The sequence below is a fragment of the Dellaglioa sp. CoH-55-MRSF-8 genome (assembly GCF_056782195.1).
In genome coordinates this window covers 30,959-46,890 of record NZ_JBXAYH010000005.1, presented here as the reverse complement: position 1 = coordinate 46,890, position 15,932 = coordinate 30,959, and the positions used below count along the sequence as shown (strand labels likewise).

At 36.3% G+C, this 15,932-nt stretch carries 13 protein-coding genes; 10 read left to right on the top strand and 3 right to left on the bottom strand.

Going from position 1 to position 15,932, the window contains the following annotated elements:
• Window positions 1-23: 23 nt before the first annotated feature.
• Both AC1RPW_RS06085 and AC1RPW_RS06080 read left to right on the top strand, forming a co-directional pair.
• Window positions 24-2,123: an L-type lectin-domain containing protein gene (locus AC1RPW_RS06085; RefSeq protein WP_481761760.1), complete on the top strand. Its 2,100-nt coding sequence runs from the start codon at window positions 24-26 to the stop codon at window positions 2,121-2,123.
• Window positions 2,124-2,238: 115 nt separating this feature from the next.
• A complete protein-coding gene (locus AC1RPW_RS06080) occupies window positions 2,239-2,952 on the top strand; it encodes a hypothetical protein (protein ID WP_481761759.1) in 714 nt (237 codons plus the stop codon).
• 35 nt (window positions 2,953-2,987) lie between these two features.
• Here the strand turns inward: AC1RPW_RS06080 and AC1RPW_RS06075 are convergent, their stop codons facing one another.
• Window positions 2,988-3,821 (bottom strand): undecaprenyl-diphosphate phosphatase, encoded by an 834-nt coding sequence (locus AC1RPW_RS06075; protein ID WP_481761758.1) that lies wholly within the window; start codon window positions 3,819-3,821, stop codon window positions 2,988-2,990.
• 140 nt (window positions 3,822-3,961) lie between these two features.
• Window positions 3,962-5,401 carry an amino acid permease gene (locus tag AC1RPW_RS06070; RefSeq protein WP_481761757.1) on the bottom strand — a complete coding sequence of 480 codons (1,440 nt, stop codon included), beginning with the start codon at window positions 5,399-5,401 and terminating at the stop codon, window positions 3,962-3,964.
• Window positions 5,402-5,657: 256 nt separating this feature from the next.
• On the opposite strand from AC1RPW_RS06070, the gene AC1RPW_RS06065 reads away from it, so the two are divergent.
• From AC1RPW_RS06065 to AC1RPW_RS06030, 8 genes are all read left to right on the top strand, one after another.
• Entirely contained in the window at window positions 5,658-7,214 is a 1,557-nt protein-coding gene (locus AC1RPW_RS06065; protein ID WP_481761756.1) for a hypothetical protein, read from the top strand.
• 200 nt (window positions 7,215-7,414) lie between these two features.
• Complete coding sequence (locus tag AC1RPW_RS06060) at window positions 7,415-8,047, top strand: WxL domain-containing protein (protein WP_481761755.1); 633 nt, start codon at window positions 7,415-7,417, stop codon at window positions 8,045-8,047.
• 49 nt (window positions 8,048-8,096) lie between these two features.
• Window positions 8,097-8,813 (top strand): WxL domain-containing protein, encoded by a 717-nt coding sequence (locus tag AC1RPW_RS06055; RefSeq protein WP_481761754.1) that lies wholly within the window; start codon window positions 8,097-8,099, stop codon window positions 8,811-8,813.
• A 30-nt stretch (window positions 8,814-8,843) separates the two neighbouring features.
• On the top strand, window positions 8,844-9,521 hold the full coding sequence (locus tag AC1RPW_RS06050) for a WxL domain-containing protein (protein ID WP_481761753.1): 678 nt from the start codon (window positions 8,844-8,846) through the stop codon (window positions 9,519-9,521).
• Window positions 9,522-9,562: 41 nt separating this feature from the next.
• Window positions 9,563-10,234, top strand: coding sequence for a WxL domain-containing protein (locus tag AC1RPW_RS06045; protein WP_481761752.1), 672 nt, complete (start codon window positions 9,563-9,565; stop codon window positions 10,232-10,234).
• A 93-nt stretch (window positions 10,235-10,327) separates the two neighbouring features.
• Window positions 10,328-10,669, top strand: a complete 342-nt coding sequence (locus AC1RPW_RS06040) for an LPXTG cell wall anchor domain-containing protein (RefSeq protein ID WP_481761751.1) — start codon at window positions 10,328-10,330, stop codon at window positions 10,667-10,669.
• Between the two features lie 134 nt (window positions 10,670-10,803).
• Entirely contained in the window at window positions 10,804-11,406 is a 603-nt protein-coding gene (locus tag AC1RPW_RS06035; RefSeq protein ID WP_481761750.1) for a pentapeptide repeat-containing protein, read from the top strand.
• Window positions 11,407-11,619: 213 nt separating this feature from the next.
• On the top strand, window positions 11,620-14,055 hold the full coding sequence (locus tag AC1RPW_RS06030; RefSeq protein ID WP_481761749.1) for a hypothetical protein: 2,436 nt from the start codon (window positions 11,620-11,622) through the stop codon (window positions 14,053-14,055).
• Window positions 14,056-14,101: 46 nt separating this feature from the next.
• Here AC1RPW_RS06030 and pepF read toward each other — a convergent pair whose 3' ends face one another.
• A complete protein-coding gene (gene pepF, locus AC1RPW_RS06025) occupies window positions 14,102-15,910 on the bottom strand; it encodes an oligoendopeptidase F (protein ID WP_481761748.1) in 1,809 nt (602 codons plus the stop codon).
• Window positions 15,911-15,932: the final 22 nt, after the last annotated feature.

Genomic DNA, 15,932 nt, shown 5'->3' with positions numbered 1-15,932 from the left:
AATGTCCGGGGGGAGATAGGATTATGACAATATTACGGCTGAAAGCTGTACTTTTTACAGGTGTGTTAGTGACATTAGGGCTTAGCTCTACAGGTGTTAATGCTGATGATTATTCTAACGCAGTGGCATCGGCACCAGACGCATTAGTATCAAATGGACTTTTGACACCTGGAACAACAGGAACACAAAATAATGCAAAAATTGTAACATTCGATGCTAGTGGTAATGTTGTTTCTGAAACAGCAGATAACGCAGATAAATCAATTATAAAAATTACGGATGCAACTAACCAAGTGGGATCTGCCTGGTCTACAGCAAACAATAAATTTAATCTTAATAAAAATAATAAAATGTCAATGTGGATGTATTTCGGTAATCAGGGTGCTAATTCTGGTGATGGGATGGCTTTTGTTTTACAAAATGATAGCCGTGGTCTCAGTGCTATTTCTGGTGGAGGCGAATCATTAGGTGTTTGGGGTGTTGATAAAGGTGGATCAGAATCTACCGTTGCAGGAACAGCTATTAAAAATTCATGGGCGTTAGAATTTGATACACATAAAAATAGTGAGGCAAGCAAGGGTAACGGATTTGATAATTTAAACACTATCCAAGACAATCATCTGGCAAGCAATTATCCTAATCAAAGGGCTACTTATGAACAAAATGGTTTTTTAAGTAAGTATAATAAATTAACTCATGATGGACTACTTGCTGTCGCTGACTTATCTAATGGAAGATGGTGGCATGTGTCAATTGATTATAAATCAACGTCTACAACTGCCGGCTCAATGACCTATACTATTGGAGATAAAGTCCCCGGTACGGGTGATGTATTAGGTGGTGGTCTTGCAAAGACAGTTCCAATTGATAAAAGTAAATTTGCGAGCACTGATGGTCAAGTGACTTGGGGATTTACGGGCGCAACAGGCGGTAACTGGGAAACAAATTTAGTGATGTTTGAAGAAATATCTGATTTAGTTTCTGTTACGGCGACGCAAAAAGTGACAGATACTACCCAGAACAATAAGGACATTACCGCATCAGGAATTGCTAACAGCGGGGATAAACTTAATCTTCAAACAACTTTGAAATACAATGATGGAAAGCAAGATTGGAAAAAAATCGTTGCTTCGTTAAAAACGCCTAATGCTGTGACGTTAGACAAAGAAGGTATCATTAAATACGCCGATGGAACAACGCAAACATTTGATACAACAACTAAAGATGGTGTCATTACATCAAGTCTAAATAAAAACTTATCAAAAAGTAATGATACAGCAACGATCAGTATGAATGGGACAGCTAAAATTGTTGCTACAGATACCAAAGTAACAAGTCCAATTAGTACATTTAATGGTCAAAATACGATAGTAAGATCTCAGCTAGCTACGTTTACCATTAAGGCATTAAAGCAGAAGATGACACTTTCAGGATTGCTTGATAAAACAATTGATAGTGGTCAGTCGATTAAAGTTACGAGTAACGTTAAAACAGATACACTAATGGAAAATGATAACGTTACGATAACAACGATGCTGAATGGTAAAGCCTTTAGTGATAAATCAATGCTATTCAATAAGTTGGGTAGCATTGACTACGCTGAAGTGCTGCCTGCAGATAAGTTAAACGTTGGAAAAAATACTTATACGGTAAGTGTTGAAGATCAATATGGTAATTCAGTAACGGGTCAAGAAATTATCACTGTTAATGATCCAGGTGTTTTAGAAATAGCATCGGTAACGGGTGCATTAAATTTTGGACAAAGTGATATTCCAATACCCAACGAAGAAACAACCTATAGCCCTGTAGAAGAATTAAGTATACAGGTAGTTGCATCGGTACCAGGTACATGGAATTTAAAGCTGACTGGAACTGATGTTGTTGGAGCCAGCGGCACTGTGCTAAAAGATGCATTAATTTACAAAGAAAAAGCGACAGATATTGGGACACCTTTAAAAGACCATTCGATAGATATTGCGGGTGGGAACTCATCTCCTAACCAGATAACTAAAACGTGGGCAAAAGATACGGGAATTCTATTGCGTGTTAAACCTAGCGAGGTTAGAAGTGAAGAATATGATGCTTCAGTGCAATGGAATTTGAGTAATGTACCAACTAAATAAGTAGTATTAGTGAAAAAGGATAACAAAAGTTATCCTTTTTTTATTTATGTTTTGCAATTATTGCCATCTAGGATATTATGGACTATGTAGAGAGAATACGGAGGATAGATAACTAATGAAAATGACCGTTGAACAATTCATGTCCGCTATTGAGTTAGAGGCGTACACAAAGATTTTTTATACTGCCACACCAGAAGATGTCCAAGCGATTGGTGTACCAGAATTATTCGCTAAGTGTTATGCTGATTTAGAAAACAATGTACGGGATGGTAAGCTTGTAGAAGTTCAATTGATGATTGAATATCCTGAAGGTACCGCAATTTTTACACTTGAAGCAAATATCCTTAATTTACCATACAAATATTATAAAAAGTTACCCAGCTTCTTTAATGAAGTAACAGATGAAGCAGAAGTTAATGTCTATCTGATTGTTGAGTCACCAATTCTGAACGCATCTAAATTAAGAATCGATGAAATTACATCTGTGACTAATTATTTAGAAAACCCCAGTGATCATAATATGACAAGCACAACTATGATTGCTGAAAAGATAGCTTTCCTTGAAAATCCACCTATTATTGAAGAAAAAGAACCAGTTGTCGTTGAAAAGAAAAAGAAAGCTCCAGCTAAGAAAAAACCAGCTGTTAAAAAGAAACCAGCAGTTAAAAAGACGACGGCTACAAAAAAAGCGACAACAAAGAAAAAAACGACAACTGTAAAGGCGGCAGCCAAGAAAAAGCCCGTGGCCAAAAAGGTACCCGCTAAAAAGAAACCGGCTGTAAAGAAAGTAACTACTAAGAAAAAAGCACCAGCCAAGAAAACTAAATAAAAAAACGCCGATATTATCGGCGTTTTTTTGTCTAATTATTTAATGAAGAAATAGTAAACGAGTAGCAAGGCACCTAAAATAATACGGTACCAACCAAATGGTTTGAAATCTTTCGACTTGATGTAACCCATCAAGAATTTGATTGCAACAATTGAAACTAAGAATGCGACTACACAACCAAGTAATAAGACGGCTGTTTGATCACCGGTAAAGCTATAACCATTATGGAAGTATTTAACTAATTTGAGTAGACTGGCACCGAACATAACTGGAATTGATAAGAAAAATGAAAATTCAGCAGCAATGAATCGAGAAGTCCCTAATAAAATGGCACCTAAAATAGTTGCACCAGAACGTGATGTTCCGGGAATTAAAGCAAGAACTTGGAAAACACCGATTAGTAACGCTGTTTTGTAAGTAACTTGATTGAATGATGTAATAGAAGGAACAGCATCGGCTTTTTTGTTTTCAATAATAATGAATAAAACACCATAAATAATTAACATTAAGGCAACAACTGGGAAATTATATAATTTCGCATTTAACCAGTCATCAGCAACTAACCCAATCACAGCAGCTGGAAGTACAGCTACAATGACTTTACTCCATAGAGACCACGTATCTCTTTTTTCTAATTGCGATTTTTTTGGAGAAAAAGGATTTAATTTATGGAAATACAACACACAAACTGCTAGGATAGCGCCCAGTTGGATAACAACGAAGAACATTTCCATGAAAGCAGCATTTTCTTTTAGTTGTAAAAATTCGTCAACTAAAATCATATGTCCCGTTGAACTAATAGGAAGCCATTCTGTAATTCCTTCGACAACTCCCAAAATAATAACTTTTAACATAACAATAATATTCATACAAATAGATTCCTTCCAAAATTTTATTTAACTGCTCTAGTATACCTAATATGAAAATTAAAAACCATAAAATTAAATAAACCTTATGCTTTTAGGCATAAGGTTTATTTGTGAATATAAGATTTTAGTTAAGATTAATTTTATAGGGCTTTTTTGTTACCGCGACGTGCAATTGCAGGGAGGATTAAACCTAATGCAACTAAGACAAGTGGTGTGACAATATTAAGTGTTAATTGGAACAAGTAGTTAGAAGGGCTATCTGAGTAGTTTAATTTAGGAACAACTCCTAGGATACAAGCGAATGCAGTGAATAAGAAACACCAAGCACCAACAATGTAACCAACGACAGGATTCTTAACAAACTTGTAACCGGCTTTGAAATTCTTCAATTGTTTGTTTAATAGCATGTAAGCGAAGAATACCCAGAGATAACGCATAGGCATGACAACCGCATTTAGGTTCAATAACCATTTGTATAATGCGTTCATGTTACCAATCCCGATTGCAGGAATGATAATTAAAATACTAACTAAAACACCAGTCATGGCATAACCATTAACGGGAGTTCCTTTTTTATTAAGTTTTGACAAGCTTTTAGGAATGAAGTTTGGATCAGCATCACCTAAAAGAATTTTTAATGGTGCATCAATTGAGAAAGCAAGCGCTGAAATTTGAGCCATCGCATTGGCAATTGCGTATAGAATCATGAATAAATTACCTACGTGATAGAAACTACCAAGACGTAAGAAACCTTCGTAAGGACCATTTGTGATTAAATCATCAGGGATGTTAGTTCCGTTAAATAAGAATCCCATAGCGAACGAACCTAAAATAGCACAGATGGCAACCATTGCGGCCAATGCTAACATTCCTTTTGGAAATTCTTTAGCTGAGTTTTTTGTTTTATTAACATAGGGAGAAATCTTTTCAGCACCACCAACAGCGAAAACTAACATTGAAATCGTTGTGAAGTAGGCGAAGTTAAAGTTAGGTAGATATGATTTAATGGCACCCATATCAGGTGTTTGAATTTTAGCATGCGTCATGAATGGCGCTGAAACTGCCAACAAGATGAATAATAATGACATAACGAACATTGCTGTTCCGGCAACACTACCAATTCGACTTAAAGTAGCAAGTCCCTTTGAGGCAATCCATAAGAAGAAAATGAAAATGACTAAGCCCATAAGTGAAACGGTCATAGCAGAAGTTTCATTAACGAAATTTCCGTTACCTTTGAATAACCAACTAAAGGCAATTAAAATACCTTGTGGTTTTTGTGCTAGGTAAGGAATATGTACGACCCAATAAGTCCAAGCTGCATAGTAGGCAAGTCTCTTGGTTGAAGTTTCTTTCACCCATGAAGACACACCACCGCTGGCATCTTTAAATGTTGAGCCTAATTGACCAACAATTAAAGTATAAGGAACAAAGTAAAAAATCATGATTAAAATCCAAGATGTAATAACAGTGAGTCCTTGGTTAGCAAAGTTGTTAAAGACATTTGCAAGTCCCCAAACGGAAACGAATGCAATTAAAGCAACGTTATACCAACGTAATGTTTTTTCTGATTCTAGCAAAATAATAGCCTCCATATGGATAAAATATTTTATGATACTGGTGCAGTGATAGCTATGGTTAAGTATAAAGAAAAATGAAATAAAGTACAATCAAATTTTGTGATACATACTATAAGAAGTAAATATAATTATGATTAAAATGTCAAAAAAACACATCTAGGTCGCAAATGTTGAATGTTGTCTACCGAATATAGATGATATTATAACGGTAATTGGTTAACGACATAAACTAAAAAGAGAATCCTGGGGGATTATTATGAAACCAAAAAATAGAATTGTGATAGGTAGTTTGTGTGCGATGATGTTGTTCGGGGGAACAGCGTTGAATGAAACTATATCAGCAAGTGAACAAGAAGAAGCAACTAGTTCAAGTATTGCGACTATAAAAGAGCAAACTTTAGAAAATGTATTAAGTGAATCAACAGAATCAAATAAGGCAGATTCTAGTAGCTCAAGTAGTAGTGTATCTGATGAAAAAATAGATTCAGAAGTTGATACGACAAATGCAACAAGTTCAGAATCAGCGTCGTCTACACTATCTAGTGAAAAACTAGATAGTCAAAAAGACGAAAAGAAACAAGTAGAACAGGCTAAAAAACAAAGTAGCACAACACGTACGTTATTTGATGATTATAAAAATGCAGAGATTGTAGGGATGTTTCTGGGTGGAAGTAAAAAAACGATTAGCATTGACGATGTACTTAGCAAAGAATCAACAATAATGCCTGCAGATGCAGCGTTAGCTGACCTATTTTATAGTCAGGATGATGCGGGTAATGGAAATAGCGTTGATGGCTCAGGAACACCAGAAGGATCACCTGGGTACTATCCTGCCGTATCTTTAGATAACTACGTATTCAATGTGCAAGTAACCAAACCAGATAGTACGGCAACAATTTACGCACCTTTTCATCCAACATCGTATGATCCAATAGAAACACTCATGCAAGCACCAGTTACAATTAAAAATTCTGATCTAGCAATTGGGGAAAATAAAGTTGAGCTTACAGCTACAAGAGTAATAGGTGGGGGAACTAGTTTTCCAACTAAGGGAACTATCATTGTAACCATACCAAATCCTAAGATTAAAGTAGATGCAATTGCAGGCGATAAATTAGACAGTACGACTAATACGGATATCCCAGTAGTTGATGTCGCAAGTACTGAGTACCCAGTGAGCTACACGGTGAATAGTGATCATGCAACGACCTTAACAACTCAAATTACAGATTCTTATGGTGATGTAGCACACACCAGTCAATATAAGGAGGAGTACGATAATAGTAAAACGCTAGGTAAAGATCATACTAATACGATTAAGATGACCGACTTGACGGTTAAACAACATACAATAACCGTCACAACAACGGATGATCAAGGTAATGCGACTGTTAAAAAATTCATCCTTAATGTTAAAAAACCAACTAAAACGTTAAAAATTAATAGCATTAATAATTTAAATTATGGAGATAAAATTAAAATACCAAATGAAAAAACCAATTTAACACCATTAATTGGTCTTAATGTGGACCTTTCAGCTGTGGATGCCGGTAACTGGGTGTTGACTGTAAAATCAACAGGATTAACTGATGATCCAGATGCTTTGGTCTTTAAAAGTGATGCCAATGCTACAGAGCAAATCATTAATGATGCTGGCATAACCGTTTTATCAGGTAATGGTGTAAATGATACAGGAAAGGAGTTTAACGATGATGGAACCGGTATTTTGTTAAAGGCAGATCCATCAAAGCTTAGAGCAACTGCCTATAAAGCAGACTTGAATTGGACATTATCAAGTGTCCCAGTAAAATAACGTCAAAAAATGACACCTAACACGTAAATGTTGGTCGTTTTAAATGAAATAATTTTGGTATTATAATTTTATAGAAAAGAATAACTAAATAAGAATTAAGTAATTATGACTGTCAAAAGAAAACACTTAACCATGAAATATTGACCGTTTTTAGGTCAAATATCGACTATAGTGAGTGTATACGAAAAATGGGGGAAACAATGATGAAAAAAACTTTATTAACAACAGTAATGATTAGTGGTGTGGTATTAGGTTTCGGAACAATAAGTAAGGTATCTGCAGCAGATACTGCTACATCAAAAGATACAACGGCAAGTGCCACGTTTACAGCTGGCGGAATAGATCCAACAGATCCTAATAGTGCATCATTGTCAATTACAAATGTCACAAGTAAAGTTGATTTTGGTAAAGAAGCAATTTCTGCAGCGAATACTACATTAAATTCAAATAGTGGTATTAATGTAAGTGTTAGTGATCTTCGTGGAACATTTGTTGGTTGGAGCGTTAAGGTTAGTGGTACACCATTTATGAGTGTTGTAGATACTGTTGCTGATCCTACAGCTAAATCTGTAGAACTAGAAGGTGCTACATTGTCACTCCCTGATGGTACTGCATCGAATAATATTGGTGACGTACCTGAGGTAACAGCAACAGCTACAGGCAACGTCTTAGATGGTGGTGCAACAATTAGTGCACCTGTTGACAAAGGTGCAGGGGAAACTACAACAAGTTATGCACAAAAGGGTATTAACTTAGGGGTTGTTGGTGGTACAGCACATGCTGCTGCATACTCAACAACATTAACTTGGACATTGACTGACGCTCCTGCTTAATTAGGTTAGAGTCGGGTGAAATATTAAAAAAATTTGGGGGAAATATATTATGAAAAAAAGTTTAACAAGTTCATTATTAGCAACAACAATTTTAGGTGCAGGTTTAGCAGTATCAAGTAACGTAAATGCTGCAGATACTGTCTTACCAGATAGTGCAACAACTGACGGTTCAGTAACATTTACACCAGGTACAGATCCAACAGACCCAGTTGACCCAACAGACCCAGTTGACCCAACAGATCCTGGTGATGGTGGTGGCGGTGAAACAGGACATGCTGGTCCTTTAGCAATTGTATATGCAACAAAGGCTGTAACATTTGGGATTCCAAAAGATGATGGAACTGGTTCTGTTAGCACTACTGTACCTGTTTCAGCAAGTAAACAAGACCTTAAAGGTAGTAACTTTATTTCTCTTCAAGTTGCCGATACTCGAGGAACAGATGCTGGTTGGACATTATCAGTTAAAGCAGATCAATTCAAAAGTACAAAGTCTGGCGAATTAGCTGGAGCTGTCTTAGCTTTAGGTAAAGGTGATAATACCTTAATTGGTACCGGTGCTACACCAACACCTGCATCAGCTGCTGCAGTTGCAGCGGTTACTGATGGTGGAACTGTCTTATCAGCTAAAACAGGCGAAGGTGCTGGTTTAAATGCAGATAAGATTCGTGCAGACAACATGACTTTGACAATTCCTGCAGGTTCAGCTAAAGCTGATACTTATGCAACAACGTTAAACTGGAGTCTTTCAGACGTACCAGCTGTTTAAATTAAATAACAAATTCGGGGGAAATAAATTATGAAAAACGTATTAACAAGTGCATTATTATCAGCAACAATCTTAGGTGCAGGCTTAGCAGTATCAGGTAGCGTAAACGCTGCTGATATGACACCTGCAACAACAACAACTGGTGTTCAATTTAAAGCTGGCGATGAAGGACAAGTTATCCCTCCAGTTGACCCAACAGATCCAACAAAACCAACAGAACCTGGGGATAACGGTAATACTGGTAACAGTGGTAATCTTGCTATTATCTATGCTACTAAAGCAATTAGTTTTGGTACTGAAAATGAAATTACGGCAAATACGGTTAACTTAACGTCTGATACAGATGTTGCAGTTGAAGTTGGTGATGTTCGTGGAACAAATGCTGGTTGGACTTTATCAGTAAGTTCTAAGCAATTAGCTAACGCTGATGAATCAGAAAAACTTGGCGGCGCTGCAATTAGTTTAGGCGCAGGTGCTGTTTCAGTTGGTAATGGTTCTACAGCTAACCATGCAGTGTCATCAGCAATTGCTGATACAACAACTTCTGGGGTTGTTCTTGGTGCTACAGCAGACGCTGGTGCAGGTATTAACGTTGATAACATTAAAAAAGAAAATGTTAAATTAACAATTCCAGCTGGCGTTGCTAAAGCAGATATCGCGTATGCTTCAACGTTAACATGGACTTTATCAGATACACCAGCTGTTTAATTATTTACAATAAAAAAGATAGAATTATGGGGGATTAGATTATGAAAAAAGGTTTAACAAGTGCATTATTAGCAGCAACAATTTTAGGTGCAGGTTTAGCAGTTTCAAGTCATGTAAATGCAGCAACACTTGCTCAAGGTGCATCAACTGATGCTAGTGTTTCGTTTAAGGCTGGCGATGAAGGACAAGTAATCCCTCCAGTTAACCCAACAAACCCAACAGACCCAACAGATCCTGGTGATGGTGGTGGAACTGGTAATAGTGGTAACCTTGCTATTGTCTACGCTACAAAAACAGTAGACTTTGGTTCAGATATTGAAATTCCTACAAAAGCATTGACTGTTAAATCAGCAAAAGATCTTGCTATTGAAGTTGGGGATGTTCGTGGAACAAATGCTGGTTGGGCACTTTCTGTTCAAGCTGACCAATTTAAGAGTGGTAGTGATGAATTAACTGGTGCTGTTCTTTCAACAGGCAAAGGTAAAGTAGTTGTTGCTGAAGCAACAACTGGAACAACTACAGCTGTTTCAAATGCTGTTACAGATTTAACAACAGCTGGCGTTGCTTTAAATGCTGTTAAAGATACTGGTAGTGGTGTTACTGTTGATACACTTGCAGCTGGAGACATTTCATTAACTGTCCCTGCTGGTGTTGCTAAAGCAGAAGCTTACTCAACAAAAATGAACTGGACACTTTCTGACGTACCTGCTTAAATAAGTTGTTTAAAAAGCATTATATGGTGGCAATCACTATATAATGCTTTTTAACAAGAATCTTTAAAGTATTCCTTGGGGGAGGTTAGTCTCATGAAGAAAAAGATTATGATTATAGCAATGTTACTTTTGGGAGTTGTCATGCTGAATACTAATCAAATGGTTAGTGCGGCAACAACCGAAGCCGGTTCTACGAATGTGACTATCGGTTTTAAAGAGAATACCAAAGTGACACAACCAACTAGTGTACCTGAAAGAAAAACGACTGTTAATCCTGAAAAAGACATAAAAGGCTCAGTATCATCTGTAGGTGGTATTTTACCACAGACAAATGAAGAAAAATCTGTGATGGTTGTCTTAGTAGGATTCGTTCTAATATTAGGAGCACTACTATTATTCTTTATTAAAAAGGATAAAAAAGAAAATAAAGGTTAAAGAAAAGATAAATCAGAATAATCTGATTTATCTTTTTTATTATCTTCTAACTAAAAAAGGTCTTAAGTATTTGTGAATAAATATGTTAAAATTTATAAATAGCGTTTTAAGTAAACATTTAGGAGTGAATTATTTTGGATAATCAAGTTGTTGAAGGACAAACCATTTCATTTGATGATATTAGATATGGATTAACTTACCATAATTGTACGATTGAGGCTTCTTTTGAGACAGTACGAGTTGATTCAGTCACTTTTGATCATTGTACCTTTGAACAAACTGACTTTGTGCGTAGCGAATGGTTAGATACTGTAATTGATCATTGTGAGTTTTTGAACGCAGAATTTAATGAAAGTTATTTTTTTAGAACTGAAATTAAAAGCTGTCGGATGATGGGGTGTGACTTTTCTAATCGTACTGTTTTTAAAGAAACGACATTTAGAGATTGTCAGTTAAGCTATTCTAATTTTAGTGTCGCTAATTTCCAAGAAGTTGAATTTAGACGTTGTGATTTAAAAGAAACCAGTTTTCAAGCGGTTGAAATCAAGAAGAAATTAACATTCCCTGAAAGTAATATTGAAGGTTGCGATTTTATTGAGACCAACATGAAGTCTGTGGATTTCTCTGAGAGTGAATTTGAAACAGTTATACTGGATCCTAAGCTGGTTCGTGGATTAACGATTAATGCTTACCAGGCAACAATTTTAGTTGCTTTATTAGGTATTAAATTGAAGTGAGCTTACAATATTGTAAGCTTACTTTTTTATTTAATGATACATTATAGCTGACGAATACTGGTATACCAATTGGCATACAGGATTAAATAACTATTACCTGAAAAGGACCCTAAAACCATCAAATAATGAGCGTTTATAAGAAATTTATGGATAATATTAATTCTATTTAAGCGTATACTATAAGTAATAAAGATAGAGAATGGGGTGCGGGTTATGGGGATTAATCATAAAAAAATAAATTTATTAGTGTTTGTTTTAGCGGCGACTTTCTTAGCTACTTTTTCAAGTGTGTCGGCAGAAACAGATTATAATTATGCAATACAGACCGCGCCAAGTGGGATCACTTTGAATGGTATATTTCAACGCGGAACTGGGGCTGGTGTATCTGAAGTTAGTAAAACAGTTAATTTAACGTCTGGAAATGTCATAACAACGGATGCAAATGCTGCTACAAAATCGGTCGTAACAATTACTGATAATAAAGATCAAAAGGCAGCTGTTTGGTCAACTGATGGTAATACATTCGATTTGAACAAAGATTCAACAGCGTCAATGTGGGTATATCTTGGTAATGGAGGCGCTGCAGCCGGAGATGGTATGGCATTAGTATTACAAAATGATGCTAAAGGAAATGCAGCTATTTCAACTGGTAGTGGTGAAACATTAGGTGTTTGGGCTAATGATATACTACCTGAGGGTATTTTTGGAACAACATCAGGTTATAGTGATGTTTCGAAACTAGTTAAAACAGGGATACAAAACAGTTGGGCGTTAGAGTTCGATACCTTTAATAATGGGGGTCAAACTTCCGGGAATAGCTTTGATTATACTGCTGTCACAGGTAATCACATAGCTAGTGGTTATCCTGCAGATACTAATAGTTATACACGGGATAGTAAAGACTCGGGTTTTTTTCCAATACACACCGCCTATTTTTACTATCAAAATCACCTTGGGTTAATTGATTACGGAGCAAATCTATCTAACGCGTTATGGCATCATTTGACGTTGAAATATTCTGCTGGAACGAGTACAACAGGCTCTATGACTTACACAATTGATGATAAAAATCCAAAAACAAATGTTATGACAACAGGTAAGAGCGCGACTGTGTCAATTGATAAGGCTAAATTCAATTCGAATGGCGCAGTTCGTTGGGGATTTACTGGATCAACGGGTGGTAGTTATGAAACTAACTTGATAATGTTTGAAAAAGTTCCAGGTTTAGTTGATGCAACTGCAACTCAGACAGTAACAGATACAACTCAAAAAAATAAAGATGTTACTAATGATGGTCTAGTACACTCTGGAGATTCATTAGATTTTGTAACAAATTTAAAATATTTAGGTGGTAAACAAGATTGGAAAACAATTAGTGCTGGCTTGAAGGTTCCCAATAATGTGACGTTAAAAACGGGAACAATTACTTATTCAGGGGCAGCAACGGACTCAGAAACCATTGATTTAACAAAGATGTCAAATGGGGCAATTGTTAAGGTCCTTAAGAATGATTTATCAACAGCTAAGTATTCAAGTGCAAAAGTAACACTTACAGGAACTGCTGACAAAGTTGCAGCCGATACAGTTGTTAATAGTCCAGTAAGTGAATTTTCTGGATCTAATGCGGTTATCCAATCAAATGCAGCCAAATTCACAATTGGAGGCACACGAACATTAACGATATCAGGAATTAATGACATCAAGGTTAATCAAAATGAAGCAGCAACTATTGCCGGAACAGTAGTTTCAAGTCTTGGGGGAACTTTCCCAGCAGGAACGACAACTGCAGCAATTAAAGTCAATGGTAGTTACTCAGTATCAGCTAACGTCGGAACAGACGGTAAATTTAGTGTTAGCGTTCCAAGTAGTCAATTAAAGGTTGGTAAAAACCCATATACTGTGATGGCAACTGATCAATATGGGAACCAAACAACGTCATATACGGCTGATATTATTGTGAACTCTAATAAACCAACGTTTACTTTAGATGATAGTGGTACAACAGTGAATGCGCCTTATTCTTTGAGTTACCATGAGTCTGATGATAGTGCAACCATTAAAACGTACTATCAAGAAGGGTCAAATGCACCTGTTTTAATGGAAACATATGATAACGTAAAAGCTGGTCAGGACCATTCTGGAACTTACAAATTACCAGATAACTTAGCAATTGGTAGTCATGTTTTAACTGTTTATGCTGTCGATACAGACGGTAATAAATCTGACGTGAAAACTATTACTGTCGTTGTTTCAGGTAAAATGGGACTAACAACTAACGGTAGTTTAAATTTTGGGACAACTAAAATTCCAGGAAAAACGACAATATTACCTCGTCAAACTGATTTTTCTGTAGCATTAGAAACATCATTACCTGGGACTTGGCAGTTGTCAGTTTCAGCAAGTGATCTTACTTCAGATAGTAATACAATTAAAGATGCGATTGTGTATCGAGCAACAGCCGGAGATAAGGCTCAAGTTTTAGGTTCGGCAAGTCTTGAAATTTTGTCAGGAACATCAACGACAAAAACGACAACCGTACCATGGGACAAAGATGCGGGTGTTTTGGTTAAAGCAGATCCAAGTGAAATCCATCGCGGTTCATATACAGCCCAGGTAAAATGGGTATTAAGTAACACACCACCTGCATAAAAAATAAAGGAGAGACACTAAACTTTTTAGTGTCTCTCCTTTATTTTTAAATTTCTTTCGTTAAAGCAATGATTTTATTCACGGTATCATCTAAAAATTGAATTGTTTGATTGAGAGGTTCATCCGTAGTGATATCAACGCCTGCAACTTTAGCTGCTTCAATTGGGGCTAATTCGCCACCTAATTTTAAGAAGGCAAGCCAAGCTTCTGTCGTATTTTCTGGATCTTTCAATAAGTTCAAGTGTGCTTGTGTTGAAATGGCAAGACCTGCTGAATATGTGTATGAATAGAGGCCCATGTAATAGTGTGATTGGCGCATCCAAGTTAGTTCAGCACCGTCATTTATTTCAACATCTGGTCCCCAGAATGCTTCAAGGACATGACGTTTAATTTCACTTAATTGATCACCATCAAATCCTTGTCCAGCGTCAATGAGTTGATAAACTTCACGTTGGTAAGCTGCTTCAAGTAAATGGGTCACAAAGTTATGGAAATAAGTATTCGTTAACATTTTTGAATAAGCAAAACGTTTTAAGCGAGGTTCACTTGATTGATTTTCAATTGAACTTGTTAGTAATAGTTCATTGAATGTAGAAGGCGCTTCAACCAAATAAGTAGAAGGTTCACTACCCAAAATTGATTGGTTATCCTGTGTTAAAATGGCTTGCCCTGCATGACCGAGCTCATGAATTAAAGTATAGACATCGGCTAATTCGTTCGTCCATGACATTAAAATATAAGGATGTTTGCCATAAGGAGTTGTTTCAAAGCCACCCGTTTCCTTACCAATATTTTGTGGAAAATCAACCCAACGTTCTGGGAATGAACGAGCAACCATGGCTTGATAGTCAGATCCAAGTGGCGCAACTGCATCGTTGACATATTTCTTAGCTTCTTCAATTGAAACTTCTGGTGCGAAATCAGGATCTAAATCGATTTGTAAATCAGCAAAGGTCATTTTATCTAAACCGCGAACTTCTTTGACATGTGCAGCGTATTTTTGCATAACAGGTGCTAATTTAGTCATGATTGTATCAATTTGACGATTGAATAATGAACGGTCAACTTCTTGTTCTGCTAATAAGTAATCAAAAACTGAATGATAGCCACGTAAAGTAGCAATTCTTTTCTCCATAGATACTTGATTATAATAGTTAGCCGCAATTGTATGCTTATAATGATTTAATGTTGTTGAGAAGCTTTTAAATGCTGCATGACGAATAGCTGCGTCTGGATTGTATTGGTACGTATTTTCATATAAAACAAATGACATTGGATATGTCACACCATTTACTTCAAAATCAGAAAAGTCCATATCAGCTGCTCGAGTTTGACCGTAAACTGATTCTGGTGCAGAAAAATTAGGTTGGAAGGTCGCAAGGACTTGTTCAACCTCAGGACTTAACTGGAATTCTTTTTGTTTCTTTAATTGACGAATATAAGCTTTTAATTTTGGATTTGTTGCAACAACGTCGTCCAATAATTTAACTGGATTTTCTAGTAATTCAATATCAAAGAAAACCAGTTTTGTCGTAATTTCGGCAGAAAGTGCTTCAAAATCGCGCATTAACTGATTGGCTGTTGCATCAGTAATATCAACTGCTTGCTGTAAAAATGCATAATGTTCAATATGTGATAAGCGAGTGTAAATATCTTCCAAGTCATTGAAGGCGGTACTAATTGGAGCTAGTTCTCCTAAATGGCTATGGTAAGTAGAAACAAAGGTTTGAACGAGGTCACGAACTAAATCGATATCCGTCTGGAATGCAAGATCATTTGGATAAATGGCTGTTAAATCCCATGTTAGTGCTTCAGGTACTTCATTTCTATTAACTAGTTGGTGAGTTTTTGTCATAATCGTAACCTCCTAATGTTTG